This is a genomic window from Ruegeria sp. YKSE079, assembly GCF_059612845.1.
Window position 1 is genome coordinate 111,510 of the sequence record NZ_JBXWRJ010000012.1, and the last position, 16,496, is coordinate 128,005.

General features: G+C 61.8%; 16 protein-coding genes. 9 read left to right on the forward strand and 7 right to left on the reverse strand.

The window, feature by feature from the left end:
* Nucleotides 1–42 precede the first annotated feature (42 nt).
* The 4 genes from uraD to AC2FMY_RS13020 all read left to right on the forward strand — a co-directional run bounded on the left by uraD (nucleotide 43) and on the right by AC2FMY_RS13020 (nucleotide 3,602).
* Entirely contained in the window at nucleotides 43–612 is a 570-nt protein-coding gene (gene uraD, locus AC2FMY_RS13005; protein WP_496747335.1) for a 2-oxo-4-hydroxy-4-carboxy-5-ureidoimidazoline decarboxylase, read from the forward strand.
* Nucleotides 602–1,099: a tripartite tricarboxylate transporter TctB family protein gene (locus AC2FMY_RS13010; protein WP_480749488.1), complete on the forward strand. Its 498-nt coding sequence runs from the start codon at nucleotides 602–604 to the stop codon at nucleotides 1,097–1,099. Before uraD ends, AC2FMY_RS13010 begins: the two co-directional genes overlap by 11 nt.
* Nucleotides 1,100–1,161: 62 nt before the next feature.
* Complete coding sequence (locus tag AC2FMY_RS13015) at nucleotides 1,162–2,631, forward strand: tripartite tricarboxylate transporter permease (RefSeq protein ID WP_496807492.1); 1,470 nt, start codon at nucleotides 1,162–1,164, stop codon at nucleotides 2,629–2,631.
* 20 nt (nucleotides 2,632–2,651) lie between these two features.
* The gene (locus tag AC2FMY_RS13020) at nucleotides 2,652–3,602 is read left to right on the forward strand and encodes a Bug family tripartite tricarboxylate transporter substrate binding protein (protein WP_496807483.1); all 951 of its coding nucleotides are present in this window, start codon (nucleotides 2,652–2,654) and stop codon (nucleotides 3,600–3,602) included.
* A gap of 85 nt (nucleotides 3,603–3,687) precedes the next feature.
* On the opposite strand, the gene AC2FMY_RS13025 is transcribed toward AC2FMY_RS13020, so the two are convergent.
* The 6 genes from AC2FMY_RS13025 to pheT form a co-directional block, all read right to left on the reverse strand.
* Nucleotides 3,688–4,176 carry a nucleoside deaminase gene (locus AC2FMY_RS13025; RefSeq protein WP_496747087.1) on the reverse strand — a complete coding sequence of 163 codons (489 nt, stop codon included), beginning with the start codon at nucleotides 4,174–4,176 and terminating at the stop codon, nucleotides 3,688–3,690.
* A 293-nt stretch (nucleotides 4,177–4,469) separates the two neighbouring features.
* On the reverse strand, nucleotides 4,470–5,144 hold the full coding sequence (locus tag AC2FMY_RS13030) for an ankyrin repeat domain-containing protein (protein WP_480749492.1): 675 nt from the start codon (nucleotides 5,142–5,144) through the stop codon (nucleotides 4,470–4,472).
* A 65-nt stretch (nucleotides 5,145–5,209) separates the two neighbouring features.
* Nucleotides 5,210–5,692: a GlcG/HbpS family heme-binding protein gene (locus AC2FMY_RS13035; protein ID WP_480749493.1), complete on the reverse strand. Its 483-nt coding sequence runs from the start codon at nucleotides 5,690–5,692 to the stop codon at nucleotides 5,210–5,212.
* Nucleotides 5,693–5,781: 89 nt separating this feature from the next.
* The gene (locus AC2FMY_RS13040) at nucleotides 5,782–6,390 is read right to left on the reverse strand and encodes a response regulator transcription factor (protein ID WP_496747082.1); all 609 of its coding nucleotides are present in this window, start codon (nucleotides 6,388–6,390) and stop codon (nucleotides 5,782–5,784) included.
* A complete protein-coding gene (locus tag AC2FMY_RS13045; RefSeq protein WP_480749495.1) occupies nucleotides 6,387–7,868 on the reverse strand; it encodes a sensor histidine kinase in 1,482 nt (493 codons plus the stop codon). Before AC2FMY_RS13045 ends, AC2FMY_RS13040 begins: the two co-directional genes overlap by 4 nt.
* Nucleotides 7,869–8,355: 487 nt before the next feature.
* A complete protein-coding gene (gene pheT / locus AC2FMY_RS13050; RefSeq protein WP_496747079.1) occupies nucleotides 8,356–10,752 on the reverse strand; it encodes a phenylalanine--tRNA ligase subunit beta in 2,397 nt (798 codons plus the stop codon).
* Nucleotides 10,753–10,993: 241 nt separating this feature from the next.
* Between pheT and AC2FMY_RS13055 the strand changes: the two genes are divergently transcribed.
* The 3 genes from AC2FMY_RS13055 to AC2FMY_RS13065 all read left to right on the forward strand — a co-directional run bounded on the left by AC2FMY_RS13055 (nucleotide 10,994) and on the right by AC2FMY_RS13065 (nucleotide 13,698).
* A complete protein-coding gene (locus AC2FMY_RS13055) occupies nucleotides 10,994–11,617 on the forward strand; it encodes a hypothetical protein (RefSeq protein WP_496747077.1) in 624 nt (207 codons plus the stop codon).
* A 328-nt stretch (nucleotides 11,618–11,945) separates the two neighbouring features.
* On the forward strand, nucleotides 11,946–12,548 hold the full coding sequence (locus tag AC2FMY_RS13060; RefSeq protein ID WP_480750727.1) for a hypothetical protein: 603 nt from the start codon (nucleotides 11,946–11,948) through the stop codon (nucleotides 12,546–12,548).
* Between the two features lie 160 nt (nucleotides 12,549–12,708).
* Nucleotides 12,709–13,698: a S8/S53 family peptidase gene (locus AC2FMY_RS13065; RefSeq protein WP_496747075.1), complete on the forward strand. Its 990-nt coding sequence runs from the start codon at nucleotides 12,709–12,711 to the stop codon at nucleotides 13,696–13,698.
* A gap of 67 nt (nucleotides 13,699–13,765) precedes the next feature.
* Here AC2FMY_RS13065 and AC2FMY_RS13070 read toward each other — a convergent pair whose 3' ends face one another.
* A complete protein-coding gene (locus AC2FMY_RS13070) occupies nucleotides 13,766–14,716 on the reverse strand; it encodes a GlxA family transcriptional regulator (protein WP_480750729.1) in 951 nt (316 codons plus the stop codon).
* Nucleotides 14,717–14,785: 69 nt separating this feature from the next.
* Between AC2FMY_RS13070 and AC2FMY_RS13075 the strand changes: the two genes are divergently transcribed.
* Together AC2FMY_RS13075 and AC2FMY_RS13080 are read left to right on the forward strand one after the other, a co-directional pair.
* Entirely contained in the window at nucleotides 14,786–15,568 is a 783-nt protein-coding gene (locus AC2FMY_RS13075) for a GntR family transcriptional regulator (RefSeq protein ID WP_496747072.1), read from the forward strand.
* A gap of 10 nt (nucleotides 15,569–15,578) precedes the next feature.
* The gene (locus AC2FMY_RS13080; protein ID WP_496747069.1) at nucleotides 15,579–16,496 is read left to right on the forward strand and encodes a dihydrodipicolinate synthase family protein; all 918 of its coding nucleotides are present in this window, start codon (nucleotides 15,579–15,581) and stop codon (nucleotides 16,494–16,496) included.

The following is a 16,496-nucleotide window of genomic DNA, read 5'->3' on the forward strand; positions in this document are numbered from 1 at the left end:
AACGGTGCCGCTGCCTACGCTGGGACGTGAGGGGGACGTCACATGACATCATTGGAAGATTTGAACCATGCGGATGATCGGACGGCGCTCGGTTACATTGCTCCCCTGATCGAAAGAGCGCCCGAGGTCGCGAAACGGGTGGTGTCGCACCGTCCCTTTCGGGACCTGGATGCGCTGACAGCGGCCATTCACCGAGAACTCGTTGCGCTGAACGAAGCGGACAGCATTGCCCTGTTTTGCGCGCACCCCGAACTTGCTCCGGACAATCCCCTGACAATGACGTCGGAATCCCAGATCGAGCAGGGGCGGCTCGATCTTACCTCTCCCAAAAGCGAATATCGAGACCGTCTGGCAGCCATGAATGCCGAATACCGGCAACGCTTTGGCTTCCCTTTCATTACCGCGCTCGTACGCCATGCCGATATGGACAGCGTCATGGCAGAGTTCAGCGATCGTCTAAAAGCCGACCGCGCTTCTGAAATCCGTGCAGCAATCGAGCAAATTTCTGCCGTAAGCGCGGCCCGCGTGCGGGCGCTCTTCGGACAGGCCTCGAAACCCGACATGTTAGAAAAAGGGCACGTCATGACAAGAGGGACCCGGCATGCCAGTTGATCCCGAACATATGGACGTCGAGGACCGGGTGCCGGAAGGATCCCATGGAGCACTCGGATGGGGTGGCGAGATCGGCGGGTTGGTGCTCCTCGGTCTGAGCATCATCTTCATGGTCGGTGGCTGGCAGTTGGGCCTTGGGGTCCCGACCCGCCTTGGAACCGGGGCCTTCCCGTTCGTCACCGGTGCCATCCTTGCTGTTCTGGCTCTGGTCATCTGCGTGGAAGAGCGGCGCGGCGATGGCATCGCCGAGACGCCGGACTGGATTGAACTTTTCGCGATCTGCGCGGCTCTCGCCGTGTTCGCGGCGACGGCCGACTGGCTCGGCCTAGTTCCCGCAGTCTTCCTGACCGTTATTGTCGCCAGCCTGCCGGACCACACGCTTCCCTGGATCGGAAAACTCATCTTGGGTGGGATCGTGGCGCTTGGATGCTGGGCAGTCTTCATCGAACTGCTGAATCTGCCTCTCAGGCCGTTTCCGGGAGGCTGACCATGGATGTCCTGACGCTCTTTTACCAAGGCCTTCTGGTGGTCCTCGAGCCACAGAACTTGATGTATTGCTTCATTGGGGTCTTTCTCGGAACCTTCATCGGCGTTCTACCGGGCATCGGGTCGATGGCGGCGATCGCAATGATCCTGCCGCTCACTTTCTATCTCGATCCAACTCCCGCCCTGGTGATGATCGCCGGTGTTTTCTACGGCGCGGAATACGGCGGATCGACCGCTTCGATCCTGATGAACGTCCCAGGAACGCCGGCGGCCTCGATCACCGCGATCGAGGGGCACGCCCTCGCGAAGAAAGGCCGCGCAGGCGTTGCGCTTTTTTCGACGGCTACCGCCTCTTTCGGGGGCGGGATTATCGGTATGATCGTGATCGCCATCCTGTCGCCGTCCCTGGCGCAACTTGCGCTCAGTTTCGGACCACCGGACTACTTCTCTGTCCTTCTTTTGGGCCTGATCGCAGCCTCGGCCGTGAGCAACGGCGGTGCGCTGAAAGGAATCGCGATGGTGGTGACCGGCCTGATGCTCGGTACAATCGGCATCGACCTGACCACCGGGGACCTCCGGTTCACGATGGGCATTCCCGAACTGCGCGATGGCGTGCACATCGTCATCGTGGCGATGGGTCTCTTCGGCGTGACCGAGGTCATAGCGTCGATCCGTACGGCGACCAGCGGAAAGGCTGCCCAGACAGTGGACTACGACGATTTCTATCCCACTAAGGAGGAATGGAAATCGCTGCCTGCACCGATCCTGCGTGGCGGTGCGATTGGATCCTTCATCGGTGCTCTGCCAGGCACAGGCCAGACCATTGCCGCGGCCCTTGCCTATGCGGTCGAGAAACGCGTGAACCGCCGGCGGAAGGATTTTGGCACCGGTGTGGTTCCCGGCGTGGCGGTTCCCGAGGCCGCGAACAACTCGGCGACCCAAACAGCCTTCATCCCGACCCTCACGTTGGGGGTGCCCGGCAGCCCGCCAATGGCGATCGTCATCGGGGCGCTGATGATCTACGGGATCACGCCCGGACCCCGTCTCCTCACCGAACAGCCCGACATGTTCTGGGGTCTGGTCGCGAGCTTCCTCGTGGGCAACATCATGCTGTTGATCCTCAACGTGCCCCTGATCGGCATGTGGGTGCGTCTGCTGAAAATACCCTATAAGTACATGTACCCGACAATCATCGTTCTGATCTGCATGGGTGTCTACAGCTTGAACAACAACGTGTTCGACGTCTGGCTGACGCTGGTGATCGGTGCCGTCGGCTACGTCATGCGCCTCTTCCGTTTCGAACCGGCGCCCCTTCTGCTGGGGTTCGTTCTCGGCCCGCTCATGGAAGAACAGCTCCGGCGCTCGATGCTCCTGTCTCGCGGTGACCCGATGGTGTTTCTTCAGAGACCCATCAGCGCAACGCTGATCGCGATCACCGTCGCCATTCTCGCATTTGCTCTGTTCAAGACGGAGCAGAACCGACGCCGCCGGCGCGCGGCCATGAAAGCCAATCAGGGAGAAACACCAACATGAAAATTGACCGTAGACTACTTATGAGCACCGGTGCTGCAGCGGCCCTCCTTCTGCACGCGCCGGCAGCGCTGGCAGAACCCGGAGCCTGGAGCGATGAGCCGGTCAGGATCGTCGTGACCTTCCCGCCAGGCGGCACAAGCGACCTTGTCGCGCGGCTGCTCGCACAGCACCTTGACACCGATTTCGGGCAGAAGGCCGTGGTCGACAACCGTCCGGGGGCTGCCGGGACGGTTGCGGCCGACTATGTCGCACAACAGGCGGCTGACGGCACGACGCTCATCCTGTCAAACAACGCGCCCTTCACGATTGCACCGACACGTTTCAAATCCATCCCCTACGAACCGCTCGATGGGTTCACGCATGTCGCCTATATCGGCGCATCGGCGCCCGGCCTCTTCGTTCAGCCCTCCTCCGGGATCACCTCGCTCGACGAGTATATTGCGTTTGTCAAAGAAACCCCGATGACTTTCGGCTCGAGCGGGGTCGGTTCGATTTCCCATATTCTCGGGGTCGCGGTCGATCAGGCGCTCGACGTGGAGTCGATCCACGTACCCTACCAGGGCAGCTCTCCGGCCATCCAGGATTTTCGTGCCGGCGTGCTCGACAGCTTCTACGACATGGTCGTTCAGAACAGCGAGATGATTGAGGACAAAGAGGCCGTGGCGATCGCGATCGCCTCGCCTGAACGCAACAAGGAAATCCCTGACGTCCCGACCTTCAAGGAACAGGGCTACGACATTGTGATCGAAAACTGGGTCGGTCTTTCCGGACCAGCGGGCATGGACCCGGCAACCGTCGAGACGATCCACGACACCGTCCTGGCCGTCTTTGCCAATCCCGATGTCCAGGAAAGGCTAAAGGAACTCGGCATCACCCATACGGCGATGTCCACCGACGACTACACGGCCTTCGTCGCAAATTCGATTGAGGTCTGGGCGCCGCTCATCGAGTCGGCCGGAATCAAGGAATAAGCCAGACTGGTTTGGCCGCTGCGCTCTGCCGCGGCGGCCTACATTTGGTGGCCCTTGCCACGCAGGCCCGCCAAAACGTCACGCGTCATTTGCGTGTCTCGGCCCAAGCAGCGATTACCTCGACTGCCACCTCGGACAAATGTTGCTCAGCCGGGATGTCCCGGGCATCAACTGGCTGGATGCATGCCTCCCGCAGCTTCTCAGAATCGATTGAAAATCTGGAAGCAGGAGACAGCCCATTCATGGCAGAATCCGACTGCGCGAGACTTGCGGCATAATACAAGCGCGATATCTGTGCGATCTCCATGGCGGCCACGCAAAGCGGACATGGCTCGCAGTTCGTATAAAGTTCGCAACCGCTGAGATCGACGGTCCCGAGGTTCCGGGCCGCGTCGCGAATGGCCTCGATCTCACCATGTGACGTGGGATCGTGATTGAGCAAGGATCGGTTGATCCCCTCACCCACGATCCGACCGTTTCGCACGATCACCGCGCCGAAGGGTTCGGTTCCCTCCGTCATAAGCGCTGTTGCCGAGAGCTCGATAGCGCGGAGCAAGAAGTCTTCGACATACATGATGTAAGTGTCCTTTACCGAAGCGGTTTCACTGCCCTTGCCTTCGCCGCCTGTCAGGTCTCAGAGCAAAACCCTTACAGATCGACGAGTTGGTCGCCTGTGGTATTCGGATCATCCCGGCCAGGATCGTCAAGCAGATACGCGCTCCGCGACGTCTGAACCATCTTATTGGGCCTGTGACGCTTGATTGCCGATCTCTGTTCTGCATCTCTTAAGCACAACGGTGAGCCAGATCAGACGGGCATATCAAAGAGCCGGATGCGCCGCCCGATAAGGCGCCTCGGCACTGGCCGTCAGTTCGGCCTTTTCAACCGTTCAGCCATCTCCTTGAACCCACGCGCTTCGGCGTGCTGCAGCGGTGTGACGCCATCGCGGTCGGCCAGGGACCGGTCGGCCCCGGCGGAGAGGAGCGCGTCGAGCACGGCCTGGTGATCCGCGCCACCATCGCCCAGAACCACAGCTTCCATCACCGCCGTCCAGTGCAGGTTGTTGATGTGATCGAGCGGCGCGCCCGCGTCGATCAGACGCCGCACCACCTCGGCATGACCGAGATGCGCCGCGGCGATCAGCGCGGTGCCAAGATAGGGACTCGTCACGAGGCCCGGATCGTTGCCCAGTTCGATGGCGAGCGACATCAGCTCGAGATCATCCGCGACGGCTGCGATCGTCACGACGTCATAGGCCCGGTGTTCGAGGGCATTCATGTCGGCACCGGCCTCCGCCAGAGCGCGCAATGCCTCGTCCTCGGACGCGAAGGCTGCCACATGGATCGGCGTCCGGCCTCTGGAGTCTCGGGCATCGACGTCGGCGCCTTCACGGATCAGACGCTCGATCCCAGCGACATCGCCCTCATGGGCGGCCTGGAAGAGGCCGTCGTAAGCAGCGACCTCGCTGGCAGAGGGGGCGGTTTGCGCAGCGACCGGACCGGCGAGGCCAATGAGAAGGGCAGTCAGGGAAAGACGGCGCATGGGTCTACCTTTCTTGGGGTGTTCGTGAGGACGGGTCCGCGCATCAGGCGCGGACCCCAATGGATTCACTCGGCGCCGATTGCGTCCAGTCCGGCACGGGCGCAGGCCTCGTCCAGGTGTCCGCCGGGGGCACCTCCGACGCCGATACCGCCCACCAGCGCGCCTCCGATCCTGATGGGCAGACCACCGCCCTGGATAACCATGCGCGCATCCATGTAGCGCAGACCGTCGTGCTGCGGGTTTTCGCCGATGAACTCGGCAAGCCCTGCCGTGTCGCGCCCCATAGAGGCCGAGGTGAAGGCCTTGCCCTGAGCGCTGCCGACGGTATGGGGCCCCGAGTTGTCGGCCTTCAGGTGCACCTTGGTGGCACCATCGCGGGTGACGATGGCAACGCTCACGTTGTAGCCGTCAGCGGCACAGGCTTGAAGGGCCACATTCGCGGCGTCGCTCGCCATGGCAAGCGGCAGATAGGGGCTGGTGGGCAGGTCCTGCGCGTGCGCTGCCACGGGAGCGGCGAAAGCGGCGAGAAGGGTGATTGTTCTGAGCATGTCGGTTCTCCTTTGCTGGTGATAGGGAGACACCTAAGCCACCACGGGATTCTAACCCATTCGTAGGCCAGCCCAACACCTCCGTAGAACTACCGAGTGGGCTCGGCCTCGATCCAGAGACGCGTCATCTCGGCCGGCGAGGTGGTGCCGAGCTTGGCCCCGATCGCCGCGCGATGGCTTTCCACCGTCCGGGGGGAGACTTTAAGCGCTGCGGCGATGTCGCGGGTCGCGAAGCCCCGCGCCACGAATGACAGGACTTCCCGCTCGCGCGGCGTCAGCCCGGACAGGAGCGCCAGTGTTTCCCGGCGCTCGGCGTCTGCTTCGGCGGTCCTGCTCAGTGCTGCCTGCCCCTTCTGTATGGCGTCAATGAGGTCCTGCTCGTCCACCGGTTTCGACAGGAAGTCGATGGCGCCATTACGGAACGCCTTTCGGCAGGCTTCGATATCGCCATGCCCGGAAATCACCACCGTCGGCCATTCCACACCGCTTGCGGTCAGGCGTTCCTGCAGCTTCAATCCCGAGATTGCCGGCATCCGGATATCGAGGATCAGGCAGCCCGGGCCCAGCTTCGGAAGAGCCGACAGGAAGTCTTCGGGACCGGCGAAGGTCCTGACATCGATCCCCACGGTGGAGAGCAGCAGCGAGAGAGCGTCCCGGACCGCCGCATCGTCGTCGACAAGATAGACCGGCGCGGTCATTCCGCCGCCTCCCGGGCGGCACGGGCCAGAGGCAAGCTGATCCTGAAGCGTGCACCCTCGCGGGCCTCGACCAATGTCAGATCGCCGGCGGCTCGCTCGACAAGGCGATGGCTAAGCGCAAGGCCGAGGCCTGTTCCGTTCTCCCGGGTCGTGACAAAAGGGATGAACAGCCGGTCCCGCACATCCGGACGAATTCCGGGACCGGTGTCGCTCACCTCGATCACCACCATCTCGGCGTCGAGCGACGCCTCAACGGCAACCTCCCGCGTCCCCGTACTCTCGGCGACCGCGTCGAGCGCGTTCCGCATCAGGTTGAACAGGACCTGCTCCATTTCCACCCGATCGCCCTCCACCGTCAGAGGCGTCGGTGGCAGCGTCAGGGTGAGGCTGGCGCCAAGCTCTTGTGCCTGTCCCGCGAGCAGGCTTTCCGCCACGCGGATGCAGTCTCTGAGATCGATGGGTTCCGCGTGGCGCTCCCCCGGCCGCGTCCACGTCCGCAGGCGCTCCAGAATAGCGGAGGCGCGCCGCGTCTGTCCAACGACCTCCTCGAGAATCTCCGCGACGCGGTCTGTGTCTCCGCGTGCGGCAAGGTGTCGGGCCGCCTGCGCCTGCGCCAGGATCGCCGTCAGGGGCTGGGTCAGTTCATGCGCCATGCCACTTGCCATCTCGCCGAGCGCGTTCACCCGGGATGCATGGCTGAGACGGGTTTCGAGACCGCTGAGTTCAGCCCGCGCCTCCGCGGCGCGGACCTTGGCGCGTTGTCGGCCGATCACGCGCAGCGCTAGGGCACACAATGCGATCACGGCCAGGACGAGGACCACCCGGCCCAGCGGCAGAATGTCCGATATTGTCATGCGGATCGCCGTCTGCAGTTCAAGCGGCTGCGTGCCACTCGACAGGGCGCGAGTAAACTGCGGCGCGTGGGAGTCTGCGACGACGCCAATCAGCGGAGTGCCGTCCGGCAGCGCCAGCCAGCGCGACGCCTCGGCCCGCGTCCAATAGGCGGAGTCTCCATCCAGCAGGGCCGCGGCATCAATGACAAGGGCGAGCCCATAGCGCGCCGCGTCGGAGTTGGGGCTTCGTTTGACGATCAGGTAGGCCGGGCGGTCAGAGGGATGCCGCACCAGGACCGGCGCGCCGGTCGAGCGTTCGGCGTTTGCGCGGATGAGCTCCCGGAGATCAGTCTCGCGGACCCCGATTTCCAGCACGCCGTCTTCTCCGTCCAGCGGCACGAGGGAAATGCCGATGATCCGGGGGTAGAACCGCATGATCGCGCCCGCGACCTCGCGAACGAGGTCCGGACGCTGCTCCGCTCCGGCCACCGCGATGGCAGACAGGGCCGTCAGATGCGCATCGTGCTGATCGACGCGTTGTGAGGCGACCGCGTGAAGGCGATCGCTCTCCGCCGTCAGGTCGGCCAGCCGCGCGCTGCGCTCGAAACCGGCGAGAAGCCCAAGCGCCAGGACGCAGACAACCACCCAGGCGATCCCCCGGGCAAGGGGTCGGCGCAGGATGTCTCGTGCTGGTCGCGCTCTCTCTGACACGTGTCCGGTTCCGGTGTGGGCGATGCCTCTTCAAGCATCGTGACGTGGAGACAAGCATATCCTCCTGGCCCCGTTTTGAAATCCGTAGGACTACAGAGGCGCGAGGGACATTTCATTGGTGCGTCGCTTGCCACTAAATGTGGGGCACCGGTCACTTGGGAGTTGGTTTGAACATCGAGAACATTTGATGTTCGCATCCTGCTTGCCCCAGTCGTTCACATACACAGCGAACAAATGTGTCCCACCCGTCTTACTTTTCACTTAGGTCGCGAACTACACAAAGCTGACCTTGGGTTGAAAAGATCGAAAGCCCGCTTCGTCCCGCACACCCGACATCAGTCAGTTGTTTTCGCGGGAAAAGCTCCCGATGGGTTTTCGGGAGCTGAATTGCATTTGCGTCGGTGGGTGTGCCTGGGCGGGATCAGCCGCGCAGAGTGCCGCCCGTCGCCTTGGTGACCTTGGCGATGATCTTTTCGGCGACCGCCTCGATATCCTTTTCCTTCAGGGTTGATTCGGTCGGTTGCAGGCGCACCGTGATGGCCAGTGATTTCTTGCCCTCGCCCAGACTGCCGCCGATGAACTCGTCAAAGACGCGCACGTCCTCGATCAGAGCCTTGTCGGCCCCGGCGGCGGCGTTGACCAGCGTCAGCGCCTCGACATTCGCGTCGACGACAAAGGCAAAGTCGCGTTCGACCGCCTGCAGGTCACGCAGCTCCAGCGCCTGACGTGTCGCGCCGGTCTTGCGCGGCAACGGCACCTCGTCGGGCCAGATGGTAAAGGCCATCGCCGGTCCCTTGATATCCATGGCCTGCAACACGCGCGGGTGCAGTTCGCCAAAGACGCCCAGAACCTTTTTCGGCCCCAGGCAGATCTTGCCGTGCCGACCCGGGTGCCACCAGTCCGGCCCGTCGCGCAGGATCTGCACCTTGGCCGGAGCGCCGATGGCGGCCAGCACAGCCTCGGCATCGGCCTTGGCGTCGAACACATCGACCGGGCGCGACGATCCCTGAACATCCTTGGGACCGGAACGGCCCACCAGCAGGCCGGTGATCTGGGTTTGCTGATCGCCCGGTTCGCCATCGTGGAACACCGGCCCCACCTCGAACAGGGCCAGATCCATGAAGCCGCGCGCCTGATTGCGAGCCGCCGCCTGCAACAGGCCCGGCAGCAGGTCGGGGCGCATGTGGCTCATCTCGGACGAGATCGGGTTTTCCAGCATCGTGGCGTCATCGCCGCCGCCGAACAGAGCCGCCGACGCCTTGTCGATGAAGGTATAGCTGACGCATTCGTTGTACCCAAGTGCCGCACAGGTGCGGCGAGCCATCGACTGGCGGCGCTGTGCCGGGGTCATCACAGGTTTCGGGATGCCTTCGGAAATGCGCGGCAAAGGTCTGCCCTGCAGCCTGGTCAGCGAGGCGATGCGCGCGACCTCTTCGACCAGATCGGCCTCGCCCATGATGTCGGGTCGCCAGCTGGGAACATGGGCCATGCTGCCCTCGAGCCGGAAGCCCAGCCGCGTCAGGGTCTGGCGCTGTTCGCTTTCGGGGATGTCCATGCCGACCAGCGATTGCACCCGCTCGGCATCCAGACGGAAGGCGCGCGCGTGGTTCGGCGCCTTGCCGGCCTCGACCACGTCCGACGCCTCGCCGCCGCAGATATCGAGGATCATCTGGGTGGCGTGTTCCAGCCCCTCGCGGGTGTATTCCGGATCGACCCCGCGTTCGAACCGGTAACGCGCGTCCGAGTTGATCTTGAGCGCCCGACCTGTCAGCGCGATCTGTACGTAATCCCAGAACGCGCTTTCGAGGAACACGTTGACCGTTTCCTCGGTACAGCCGGTTTCCATCCCGCCCATGATCCCGGCGATCGACTCGGGGCCGTTGTCGTCCGAGATCACCATCATTCCGGGCTGCAGGGTGTATTCCTTTTCATCCAGTGCCACGAGCTTTTCGCCACCCTTGGCACGATGGACCCGCAGGTCGCCCTGTACCTTGTCGGCGTCGAACACATGCAGCGGGCGGTTGTGGTCGAAGGTCATGTAATTGGTGATGTCGACCAGCGCCGAGATCGGACGCAGGCCGATGGCGCGCAACTGATCCTGCAGCCATTGCGGGCTGGGGCCGTTTTTCACGCCGCGGATCAGGCGCCCGGTGAAATGCGGCGCGCCGTCCAGCGTGTCGTCATCGATCATCACCTTGATCGGACTTTTGAAGTCGCCCGGCACCGGCACATAGTCACGGATCTTGAGCGTGCCCAGACCGCGCGCCGCCAGATCGCGGGCAATCCCGGCCACGCCCAGCGCGTCGGGCCGGTTGGGGGTGATTGCGATCTCGATCACCGGATCGACCTTGGCCGGATCATTCTCGGCCAGCCAGTCGACAAAGCGATCACCGACCTCGCCCGTGGGCAGTTCGATGATGCCGTCATGTTCGTCCGAAAGCTGCATCTCGCGTTCGGAACACATCATGCCATAGCTTTCGATACCCCTGATCTTGCCGACACCGATGGTGGTGTCGATGCCCGGCACATAGACGCCCGGCTTGGCGACGACGACGGTGATCCCCTGGCGCGCGTTGGGGGCACCGCAGATGATCTGCAACTCGCCTTCGCTGGTATCCACCTTGCAGACACGCAGCTTGTCGGCGTCGGGGTGTTTTTCGGCATGCTTGACATATCCGAGCGTGAAATCCCCGAGTGCATCGGCCGGGTTCACGACCTCTTCGACCTCAAGGCCGAGGTCGGTCAGCGCCTCGACAATCTCGTCAACCGACGCTTCGGTATCCAGGTGATCCTTGAGCCAGGAAAGAGTGAATTTCATCGGTCGCAATCCGCCAGTAATCTCGGGTCGGAACGCGTTTAGCGGATAATACGATCAGGTGGAAGAGGCCGCCGCGCCGCGCCGGTGGCTTGAAAGGGAATCCGGCTTCGCCAGCCGCTTCCGCTCCGTATTTTCGACACCCTTGGTGCGTCAATGCCACACCGGCAAAGCGTTTACGCGATTTTCAGACCCGTCGCCGAGAGTTTTGGTATTCTGCAACTCCACTCGAGGGGATTCCGCATTGGGCAAGGACGTGACCGCAATGGTGACGCGACGCATTTTCCAATCAGGCTCGGCGGCCCCCGTTCGGTGGCTGACGGTGCTGGCCGCATCCATGTTGTATTTTCTGGCAACCTCCGCAACGGCCCAACAGGGGGGCGATGCCGGGTTGAGGTTTGGGATTCCACCTGTCCCGCCATTGGACACGCCTGTTCCGGCAACGGTCGAAGCAGACACGACATTCGAGGCGGACAGCAAATGGAGCTTTCGCAATCTTATTCCGAACGGGTGGAACGGGCCCAACTTTCAGTGGAAGTCGAATGACGCCACGCCATCAACTTATGTCAGTGAACGCCCCAAAAAACGCCGGGTGGAAGAGACAAGCCCGCTTGCCCTCAATCGGGGCCTGACCTTGCAAACGGAAACGACCAGGAACAGCACACTGTCTTTTTCACTGTTCGATCTGGCGCCCTCCTCGGACAGTGAACGCACGTGCGGATCGCTTGACCCGAATAAAACCGTGACCTGGACGGGACATTGCCGGCCCCGAGACTCACGGCCCATGCGCGATTCTCTTTCGCGGCTGTTTGATGGCTCGGCTGTCGAGAATGTTCGACTGAAGGTCCGGTATCTGTTTCAATTCTGAACTCAGTCAACCCGGTTGCGAAGAACTGGGACGAAAGAGGAAACGCAAAAACACGTTTTGCCGCATGATCGCCATCTTTGCTCGATTATCACCTCACAATTGCCGCGATTGTCATTTTTGATCGAACGACCCGAAATCCAGCTGCCAATTGGAGGGTATCGACAAAATGAGTCTCGTTGAGTTCCTGTTGCTGTGTGCGCCGGTGTTATTGCCACTGCTGCTTCCTGACACCGCCCGACGGGCCGAAGCGCAGCGCGCGACGCGCCATCGCCGCGAGTAGACGCGAGCGACCCGGACAATGAGGCCTGGTTCCGCACACAAGACCGGCATGCGCGCACCGCTCCCGCAAGCGCTGAACGGCACGCGCGGTGTCCTGTTGGCGGTTGTGGTGGTTTTCACCTGCATGCTGCCGGCTTTGGGGCAGGCGCAAAACCTGTGGTCCAAGACCTATTTCATCTCGGCGAATGACGGATCATCCCTGTCCAACAGCGTTCGCAAGATCGGGCGCGGTGGCTATGAGCTGGCCAATGGGCAGCGCGTGTCATTCGGACAATGGTACGGCAGCCGGTGGGCGGACACCCATTTTACCTGGATGACCGAGTTGCACCCGAATTTTGGCGTCTATTGGGGCTTCAGCACCGGTGAACGTGGAGAGAAATACACGATTGATCCGGCGTTGAGGCTGGGGTTCGTGTATCAGACACAGCCGACCCCCAGCAGCACGCTGTCGCTTTCTGTGCTTGGCCTGATCGGTGGCAATCTGAGCGAGGACAGCTGTGCCGCAGACTATGGCGCCATCGGTGGCGTCCAGACGGTGAACTGCCGGCTTGCTGCATCTACCCTGCCACCCGAAGAGACGCTGAATTACATGCTCGACGAGTCACCCATGGAGCGGTTGCAGCTTCACGTACGCTACCTGTTCCGGTTTTGACAACAATCCGTGAAAGCCTATGGGATTAACCCGAGTGACGCACATAAACTCCAAAAATACACTCCAAAACGCCCATATGTCTGCATTTTTGCCCAAATTTCACCTTAGTCTTTCATTCTTATTGGATTGCCCCAAGTCCAGCTGCCAATTGGAGGGCCAGATGAAATTAAAGTATTTGACACCCGTGCTTGCCTCTGCCGTCGCGCTTGCGGCCTTTGCACCAACCCCGGTTATTGCCGAAGACAGCCCCTTGCTGATCGCCGCGCGTGGCGGGAACAAGCCAGACAAACCCGGCAACGGCGGCGGTGAAGACCCCGCGCCAAGCACCCCAACATATTACTCCTGGATGCACGCAGACATTCAGAGCGCCTGGAGCGACGGATATCTGGGCCAGAACGTGACTGTCACGGTGGTCGACGATTTCAACAGTCGCACAAAGCTGTTCGGCAATCTGGGCGAGGGCCTGAAACGCAAGCGGCATGGTGAGTGGACCTCGGCGCAGATTTCGATGCTCACCCCATCTGCAACGATGGTGTCGCATGAATTCACCTCTGGCGCCGGGTTTGCGTTGGGCGACGGGTTCAACGTGATCAACGCCAGCTATGGCTGGGTGGAATTTCCGGCTGCCTTCGGCGGTCTGGACGCACAGGAAATCTCGATCGTCGACTATGCCTTTGACGGATCGGCCTTTGTATCGAAATCCGCCGGCAACGAAAGCGTCGCCATCGGGGATGTCATCGCCTCGGGCACCTATGCGGGCCAGATTGATTACCTTGCGACAAACCTGATCGGCGCGCCGTCAGCCGTGTTTGTCGGCGCCCTTGACGGGCATGGCACGGCCGCGAACAAGGCGTCGCTTGCCAGCTATTCCAACTATGCCGGGACCAATGCTACGGTTCAGGGGCAGTTCCTGGTGGTCGGCGTCGAAAGTGGCACGACCGGCCTGGCGGGAACATCATTTGCCGCGCCAATGGTCGCCAGCTATGCGGCGGTTCTGTCGAACAAATTTTCGGGGGCAACCCCCACCGCCATCGCCAATCAGCTTTTAACAACAGCGCGCACGGATACTATCCTCGGTTACAATCCCGCGATTCACGGTCAGGGGGAGGCGAGCTTGTCGAACGCTTTGGCCCCCGTGTCGATCAACTGAACACGCACCCCGTGCGACGCTGCAGAAGCCCCCGGATCATCGCCGGGGGCTTCACCTTTTGAAGCGGTTATGACAGGCGGTCCCGCTGCAGCGACGGGTTGACGCCAAATGCGGCGCGATACACCCGCGAGAAATGGCCGGGGCTTTCAAAACCGCAGGCAAAGGCAACCTCGGTGATCGACGCCTCGGTCTGCAGTAACAGGTGGCGGGCGCGTTCCAGACGCATCTCCATGAAGTATTTCTTGGGAGAGGTGTTCAGATATTTGCCGAACAAGCGCTCAAGCTGGCGTGTCGAAATCCCGACCTCGTCGGCGATGGCCGATGGCGACACCGGATTGTCCAGATGGTCATGCATGATCTGGATCGCCTTGGCGAGATGCCGGTTTCGTATGCCGCTGCGCGATTGCAACGACACTCTTTGGGCTGCGGTAGCGTTGCGCACGGCGTTGTAAACCATCTGATCGGCCACGGCGAGTGACAGGTCATAGCCGTGATCGCGTTCAATCAGGTGCAGCATCAGATCTGCCGTCGCGGTGCCGCCGGATGCGGTGATGTGCCTTTCATCGACCACAAAGACGTTCCGCACCAGATTCACCTCGGGAAATTCCTCCATGAAACTGTCGTGGTATTCCCAGTGGATCGCTGCCTGCTGCCCGTCCAGGAATCCGGCCCGAGCCAGAATATAAGCGCCCGAGCACAGCGCCCCGATCGGGGTGCCGCGGGACCGCGCGCGGCGCAGCGCGGCGATAAGGCCGCGATTGTCCTGTTCATTCATGTGAATCCCGGACAGCACGAACAGCCGGTCACAGGCGGGCAATTCGGAGAAGGCGTGATGCACCAGCGTGACCGAATCGTTCGACGCCGTCGCGGTCTTGCCGTCAGCCGAGGCATAGGACCAACGATACAATGTGCGGCCACTGACCAAGTTGGCAATGCGCAACGGGTCCACCGCGCAGGAAAACGCCATATGGGTGAATTCCTCGACCAAAGCGAAGACGAAATGCTGCGGGTCCGCCATCACCGTTATTCCTTTTTGACCACCGGAGTATCAAATCGCACGATTTAAGATTGTATGCAAGATGTATTCATGATTAGTACACATCGTATCCCAAAAGAATCGACCCTGTTTGGGCTCGACCAGCCACCGAAGGCTTTGAACATGAAAGATACCGGAAAACACCGCAAAGCCGAGGTGCACGATTACCTCAGGACCAACATCCTGACTTTGGTGCTGGCGCCCGGCGAGGATCTGGACGAGGTGAGCTTGTGCAACAGGTTCGACCTGTCCCGCACCCCGCTGCGCGAGGTGTTCCGCGAACTGGCGGGTGAGGGTTATATCGAACTGCGCGCGGGACGCGGGGCGCGGGTTTCCGAAATGTCCCACACCACCTTGCGTGATTTCTTTTTGGCGGCACCGATGATCTATGGCGCGGTTCTGCAACTGGCGGCCAAGAACGCAACGCCTGCGCAGATCGACAAGCTGAAAGCGGCGCAGGAGGATTTCAAGGACGCCCTGCGCAGCGGTTCAAGCGCGGATCGGGCCATGGCCAACAACCGTTTTCACGAGATCACCGGCGAGATGGCCGACAACATCTATCTGCTGCCATCGTTTCGGCGGTTGCTGATCGACCACGCCCGCATTTCCATGACTTTCTATCGCCCGCAAAGCGCAGCGATGGCTGAAAACGTGGCCCAAGCCAGCACCCAGCACGACGCCATCATCGCCGCGATCGAAACCGGGGACGATGCCGCCGCCGCCCAGCTGGCAATCGATCACTGGAACCTGTCGCGCGACCAGATCGAGCTGTTCGTCATGCCCGCCGGGCTGGATGTGCCGCTGGGAACGGTTGCACGCAAAACCACTGCCTAGAGGACTTCGAATGACCCCAATCTTTCAATTCCACGGGATCTATACGCCTGTCGTGACACCTTATCACGAGAACGGCTCCGTCAACTGGGACGGTCTGGCGAATGTCATCGACTATCTGATCGACAACGGCGTTCACGGCCTGATCTCGGGCGGATCGACCGGCGAGAACTATGCCCAGACTGTGAGTGAGCGGCTGGATCTGGCGCGGTTCACGCACGACCGGCTGAAAGGGCGGCTGCCGCTGGTGGTGGGCACCGGCGCGATGCTGACGCCGGATTCGATTGCCTTGGCCTCGGGCGCCCGCGAGATCGGCGCGGATGCGATCCTGCTGGCCTCGCCTCCTTATTCTGTGCCGACCGACCGGGAAAATGCGCTGAACGCTCTGACCATCGACAAGGCCGCCGACCTGCCGGTGATGCTGTACAACTATCCGCACCGCACCGGCACCATGATGGGCGAAGAGTTCCTGGACCGCGTGGGACGCAGTCGGAATTTCTGCGGCATCAAGGAAAGCTCGGGCGATATCAACCGGGTGCACCTGCTGGCGCGGGATTATCCGCATATCCAGCTGGGCTGCGGAATGGACGATCAGGCACTGGAGTTCTTTGCCTGGGGTGCGCCGTTCTGGGTGTGCGGCGGGTCGAATTTTCTGCCGCGCGAACACGTAGCGTTGTACGAGGCCTGTGTCGTGCGGGGCGATTTTGCCAAGGGCCGACGGATCATGTCGGCGATGATGCCGCTGATGCGGGTGCTGGAACAGGGCGGCAAGTTCATCCAGACCATCAAGCATGGCGTCTCCATGAACGGCATTCAGGCCGGTCCCGTTCGGCCCCCACTCAAAGGGCTGAACAAGGACGACAAGCGCGCGCTTGAACAGGTGACGCGCGTGCTGAAACAGAAAATCTCCGACATCGTGGCAGAGGGCTGA

What these genes read in the sequence shown, in the direction of transcription:
- uraD (WP_496747335.1), top strand. Translation starts at nt 43, where the DNA reads ATGACATCATTGGAAGATTTGAACCATGCGGATGATCGGACGGCGCTC.
- AC2FMY_RS13010 (WP_480749488.1), top strand. Translation starts at nt 602, where the DNA reads ATGCCAGTTGATCCCGAACATATGGACGTCGAGGACCGGGTGCCGGAA.
- AC2FMY_RS13015 (WP_496807492.1), top strand. Translation starts at nt 1,162, where the DNA reads ATGTATTGCTTCATTGGGGTCTTTCTCGGAACCTTCATCGGCGTTCTA.
- AC2FMY_RS13020 (WP_496807483.1), top strand. Translation starts at nt 2,652, where the DNA reads ATGAGCACCGGTGCTGCAGCGGCCCTCCTTCTGCACGCGCCGGCAGCG.
- AC2FMY_RS13025 (WP_496747087.1), bottom strand. Translation starts at nt 4,176, where the DNA reads ATGTATGTCGAAGACTTCTTGCTCCGCGCTATCGAGCTCTCGGCAACA.
- AC2FMY_RS13030 (WP_480749492.1), bottom strand. Translation starts at nt 5,144, where the DNA reads ATGCGCCGTCTTTCCCTGACTGCCCTTCTCATTGGCCTCGCCGGTCCG.
- AC2FMY_RS13035 (WP_480749493.1), bottom strand. Translation starts at nt 5,692, where the DNA reads ATGCTCAGAACAATCACCCTTCTCGCCGCTTTCGCCGCTCCCGTGGCA.
- AC2FMY_RS13040 (WP_496747082.1), bottom strand. Translation starts at nt 6,390, where the DNA reads ATGACCGCGCCGGTCTATCTTGTCGACGACGATGCGGCGGTCCGGGAC.
- pheT (WP_496747079.1), bottom strand. Translation starts at nt 10,752, where the DNA reads ATGAAATTCACTCTTTCCTGGCTCAAGGATCACCTGGATACCGAAGCG.
- AC2FMY_RS13060 (WP_480750727.1), top strand. Translation starts at nt 11,946, where the DNA reads ATGCGCGCACCGCTCCCGCAAGCGCTGAACGGCACGCGCGGTGTCCTG.
- AC2FMY_RS13065 (WP_496747075.1), top strand. Translation starts at nt 12,709, where the DNA reads ATGAAATTAAAGTATTTGACACCCGTGCTTGCCTCTGCCGTCGCGCTT.
- AC2FMY_RS13070 (WP_480750729.1), bottom strand. Translation starts at nt 14,716, where the DNA reads ATGGCGGACCCGCAGCATTTCGTCTTCGCTTTGGTCGAGGAATTCACC.
- AC2FMY_RS13075 (WP_496747072.1), top strand. Translation starts at nt 14,786, where the DNA reads ATGATTAGTACACATCGTATCCCAAAAGAATCGACCCTGTTTGGGCTC.
- AC2FMY_RS13080 (WP_496747069.1), top strand. Translation starts at nt 15,579, where the DNA reads ATGACCCCAATCTTTCAATTCCACGGGATCTATACGCCTGTCGTGACA.